Raw genomic sequence first — 4,702 nt, 5'->3', positions numbered from 1 at the left:
GGTTCACGGCCGCGGCCGTGGCGATCGCGCTGTTGACACTGACCGGCGCGGCGACGGTGGCCGCCGCGCTGCACCGGGCATACGCGGTCGGCTGGCTGAGCGCCACGGTGGCCTCCACGCTGCTGTTGCTGCTGCCGTTGGAACTCGAGCTGCGCACTGTGATCGCGCTGCTGTGCGGGCCGCTGCTGGGGATGGCGGTGCACCTGGCCGCACTCGCCCGGCTGCACACCGCCGGGTAGCCGACGAATACGCTGCCCGCAGGACGGCGACCGAGAGAAGAGGAGACGACATGGGCTGGCTGGTGACCGGTGGCGCTGGGTACATCGGTTCCCACGTCGTCCGCGCCCTGCTCGACGCCGACCTCCCGGTGGTGGTGATCGACGACCTGTCCACCGGATTCGAGCAGTTCGTCCCGGAGTCGGCCAGCTTCGTCCGCGGCACCCTGCTGGACCGGGACCTGATCCAGGACACCCTGCAGCGCTTCGCGGTTCGCGGTGTCATCCACATCGCGGGCTACAAGTACGCGGGCGAGTCGGTCAAGCGTCCGCTGCACACCTACGAGCAGAACGTGACGACCACGGTCAACCTGCTGCAGGCGATGGAGGCCGCAGGCGTAGGCCGGATCGTGTTCTCGTCGAGCGCCGCGACCTTCGGCACGCCCGATGTCGAGATCGTAGACGAGACCACCCCGACCACCCCTGAATCGCCCTACGGGGAAACGAAACTGATCGGTGAGTGGCTGCTGCGCGACGCCGGCCGCGCCACCGGGCTGCGGCACACCAGCCTGCGGTACTTCAACGTCGTCGGATCGGGCTCGCAGCAGTTGTTCGACGCCAGCCCGCACAACCTGTTCCCGAAGGTGTTCGACATGCTCTACCGCGGGGCGACACCGAGCATCAACGGCGACGACTATCCGACCCCCGACGGCACCTGCGTGCGCGACTACATCCACGTCTCCGACCTGGCCGCGGCCCACGTGGCGGCAGCCCGGCGACTCGACGACGGGCTGGCGGTCGAGCCGGTGTACAACCTGGGCAGCGGCGCCGGCACGTCGGTGCGGGAGATCATGACCGCGGTGCGGACCGTCACCGGCGTCGACTTCGAACCGCAGATCCTGCCCCGCCGGCCGGGTGACCCGGCCCGAATCGTGGCGGCCGGTGAGCTCGCCGCGCGGGACCTGGGCTGGCAGATGCGGCATTCCCTCGAACAGATGGTCTCCTCGGCGTGGAAGGCCCGCAGCAGCGCCGGAGACGCCTACCCGCGCTCGTGAGGTCCTGGGTCGCCCGCACCGCGCTCGCGCTGATCGCGCTGCACCTTCTCGTTCGGGCCGCGCTGGCGTTCGGCGGATACTTCTACTGGGACGACCTGATCCTGGTCGGCCGCGCAGGCACCCAGGGCCTGCTTTCGCCGGAGTATCTGTTCGACGACCACGACGGCCACGTCATGCCGGGGGCCTTCCTCGTCGCCGGTGCCATCACCCGGCTGTCCCCCCTGGACTGGGTGGGTCCCGCGATCAGCCTGCTGATCCTGGCGGCGCTCGCGTCGTTGGCGCTGCTGCGGGCATTGCACGTGATCCTGGGCTGGCGCCCGGTTTTGTTGGCGCCCTTGACGTTCGCGCTGTTCACGCCGCTGGCCGTGCCCGGCTTCGCGTGGTGGGCGGCGGCGTTGAACTCGCTGCCGATGCTGGCCGCGCTGGCCTGGGTGTGCGCGGATGCGATCCTGCTGGTGCGCACCGGCAACCGACGGTATGCGCTCACCGGCGCGCTGGCGTACTTCGGCGGGCTGCTGTTCTTCGAGAAGTCGGCGATCATCCCGTTCGTCGCGTTCACCGTCACCGCGCTCTACTGCTACGTCACCGGCGCCGGCACCGTGCGACAGGTCTGGCACCGGGGGGCGCGGCTGTGGACGGCGTGCCTGGCGCTGACGGCCGCCTGGATCGGGGTGTATCTGCTGGTGGTCGACCAGCAACGCTGGAGCTTCGACCTGGCGATGACGTGGGATCTGTTGTGGCGGTCGGTCACCCACGGCATCGTGCCGGGACTGGTCGGCGGGCCGTGGGACTGGCAGCGGTGGGCGCCGGCGTCACCGTGGGCCACCCCGTCGACGGCGGTGATGATCCTGGGCTGGGTGGTGCTGGCCGGCGTGGTCGCAGTGACCTTTATCCGAAAGCAGCGCCTCGCACCGGTGTGGCTGGCGGCCCTCGGATACGCGGTGGCCTGCCAGGTGCCGATCTATCTGATGAGGTCGTCGCGTTTCACCGCGCTGGAGTTGGCCCAGACACTGCGTTACCTGCCCGACCTCGTCGTCGTGCTGGCGTTGCTGGCCGCCGTCGGACTGTGTGCACCCAACCGGGCCCGCTCGGGACGGCTTGATGCCTCGGTCGCCAGATCAGCCGCGACGGTCGTGCTCGCGATGGCCTTCGTCGCGAGCTCGCTGTACTCGACGGCGACGTTTCTGACCAGTTGGCGCGACAACCCCGCACAGTCCTACCTGCAGAACGCCCGGACCGCGCTGGCGCAGGCACACGCCTCCTCGGACGCGCCGATGCTCGACCAGGAGGTCGACCCGCTGGTGCTGCAACGGGTGGCGTGGCCGGAGAACCTGGCCAGCCACATGTTCGCACTCCTCGACGACCGGCCCGAGTTCTCGCCTGCCACAACCGAGTTACGCATGCTCGATGCCGAAGGCCGCCTCGTCGAGGCGAACGTGAGTTGGGTGCGCTCCATTCGACCCGGCCCGGCGCCGCAGTGCGGGTATCTGGTGCAACCCGACTTCCCGGCGCAGCTGCCGCTGGACGGGCCGCTGCTGCCGGCCGACTGGACCGTCGAGATCAACTATCTGGCCAACAGCGACGGCTCGATGATGCTGTCGCTGTCACAGGGCGACGAGGTCAAGGTGCCGGTCCGCCCCGGCCTCAACCGGGTGTACGTGCGACTGCCCGGCGCCGGTGATGCCATCACCGTGCGGGCGGTCACCGCGGCGCTGTCGGTGTGTGTGGCCGCGGGGCCGGTCGGCTTTGTGACACCCCGATAGCGATGCGACGCTGTCCAGATGACCGATACGCGTGCGACGGGTTACCAGGTTTTCCGTGAGTTGTTGCCGGGCGTCCTGCCCGACGATGCCGACCGCATCGGAGACGGCGGGTTCGGCGACGAGTTGCTCGAGATCGGCGTCGAGAACGTGTTCGGCCGGTTGTGGGGCCGTGACGGCCTGAGCCGTCGCGACCGCAGCCTGGTGACGCTGGGGATCCTGATCGCGTTGCGCGCCACCGATGAACGACAGTTCCACGTCCAGATCGCCCGCAACAACGGGTTGACCGAAGACGAGATCGCCGAGGTGATCTACCACTCCAGCGGTTACGCCGGGTTCCCGGCCGCCAACTCCGCGTGCAAGGTGGCTCCGGAGGTGCTGCAGGGGGAATGAGCTCCGTCCCCAGACTCGCGCGCCGGGAACGTGTTCCGCGCCCGGGACTCGGTGGACCGTCTCAACGCGTCAGCCCTGGAAGCCTATGCACACGTGCCTGCCCAGACATTGGTCAGCCTGATGCGGCGCGACGCAGACCCCTCTGGTGCCGGCGGCCTTTACGGCGGTCGCGTGGCGCTCATCGAATGCCTGGTCCATCAGCAGGATATTCGCCGACCTCTGGGACTGAACCGAGCAATCCCAGAGGAGTCGCTGCTGGTGTCGCTCGATTACGCACGCATCAGCCCGGTCATCGGTGGTGCGCACCGGACTCGTGGCCTGAGGTTGGTCGCGACAGACATGGACTGGTCAGCTGGTCACGGCGCCCAGGTCCGCGGCCCGGCCGAGGCGCTGCTGCTCGCCATGTCGGGTCGGGGCGGCGCAGGGCTAGCTGGCCGGCGAGGGCCTACGGCTGCGCTGCTGGGCGGCCACAGAACTTATACTTTTTTATAACTTTCTTGATTAATGGCTGATTTATAAAGACGTATAAAGCGTGAACTGGGTAAACCTGAATTTTCCGGGAAAGAGCAGCGTTGGTGTGGATTTGAGCGCGGGTTGCCTCCCTGCGCCTGTGGAGCCGCCTGGGGGAATCGAACCCCCGACCTTCTCATTACGAGTGAGACGCTCTACCGACTGAGCTAAGGCGGCGTGCCGTCGGGCGGCCTGAGTCTACGGCAGGGTTCGCCGGCCTCCCAAGTCAGCCGCGCAGCGCCTGACCGACGGTGCCGACCATGGCGTCGACCGCGAACTTCGGTTTGACGTTCACCGCCAGCGCCTCGCGGCATTCCAGCACCGCCTCGATGCAGCGCAGCAGCTTGTCCGGGGGCGCGTGGGCTGCCATCGCGGCGACCTTCTCGGCCATGTCCGGATGGTAGGGCGCCACCGTCGCCGCCCCCGACGACACCAGCAGGGCGTCACGGAAGTACGTGGCGAGGTCGATCAGCGCCCGGTCGAGCGCATCGCGCGATGCTCGGGTCTGACGTGACTTCTGGCGCCGCTCGAGGTCCTTGATCGCGCCGGTGGCGCCGCGCATCGTCCCGGCTGTGCCCTTTCCGGTGCCTCCGGCGCCCAACGCCGTGCGCAGCTCCTCTGCCTCGGACTCGTTGCGGTCCCCGGTCAGCGCCTTGGCCTCGGCCTCCGCGGTGGCCACCAGCTCCTCGGCGGCGGCGTAGGCCCGTGACGGGGTGGCCGCGTCCCGGGCCAGTCCCAGCGCCCGCAGCCGGCGCTCCCGGGCCTGCCC

The 4,702-nt window shown here is 69.0% G+C and carries 4 protein-coding genes, 1 tRNA gene and 1 pseudogene; 4 read left to right on the top strand and 2 right to left on the bottom strand.

All coding sequences use genetic code 11. The annotated features are described in order from the left end of the window. The 4 genes and pseudogenes from WA944_RS20590 to WA944_RS20575 form a co-directional block, all read left to right on the top strand. Positions 1–239: pseudogene (locus tag WA944_RS20590) on the top strand (hypothetical protein); the annotation flags it as partial. Positions 240–289: 50 nt separating this feature from the next. Then, positions 290–1,270 (top strand): UDP-glucose 4-epimerase GalE, encoded by a 981-nt coding sequence (galE, locus tag WA944_RS20585; RefSeq protein WP_526373026.1) that lies wholly within the window; start codon positions 290–292, stop codon positions 1,268–1,270. Continuing rightward, entirely contained in the window at positions 1,267–3,033 is a 1,767-nt protein-coding gene (locus WA944_RS20580) for a hypothetical protein (protein WP_526373024.1), read from the top strand. The genes galE and WA944_RS20580 overlap by 4 nt, the downstream gene beginning before the upstream one ends. Positions 3,034–3,051: 18 nt before the next feature. Next, the gene (locus WA944_RS20575) at positions 3,052–3,423 is read left to right on the top strand and encodes a carboxymuconolactone decarboxylase family protein (RefSeq protein ID WP_526373022.1); all 372 of its coding nucleotides are present in this window, start codon (positions 3,052–3,054) and stop codon (positions 3,421–3,423) included. A gap of 611 nt (positions 3,424–4,034) precedes the next feature. Here WA944_RS20575 and WA944_RS20570 read toward each other — a convergent pair. Next, positions 4,035–4,110: transfer RNA gene (locus tag WA944_RS20570), tRNA-Thr, on the bottom strand. Positions 4,111–4,159: 49 nt separating this feature from the next. Beyond that, positions 4,160–4,702 (bottom strand): DNA polymerase III subunit delta' C-terminal domain-containing protein (locus WA944_RS20565; protein ID WP_526647293.1); only part of this gene is annotated, 543 nt, incomplete at its 5' end.

This window comes from Mycobacterium sp. (assembly GCF_049683355.1).
Classification (GTDB): Bacteria; Actinomycetota; Actinomycetes; order Mycobacteriales; family Mycobacteriaceae; genus Mycobacterium.
Note: the sequence above shows the minus strand (reverse complement) of the source record. Positions and strands in the feature narration are given on the sequence as shown.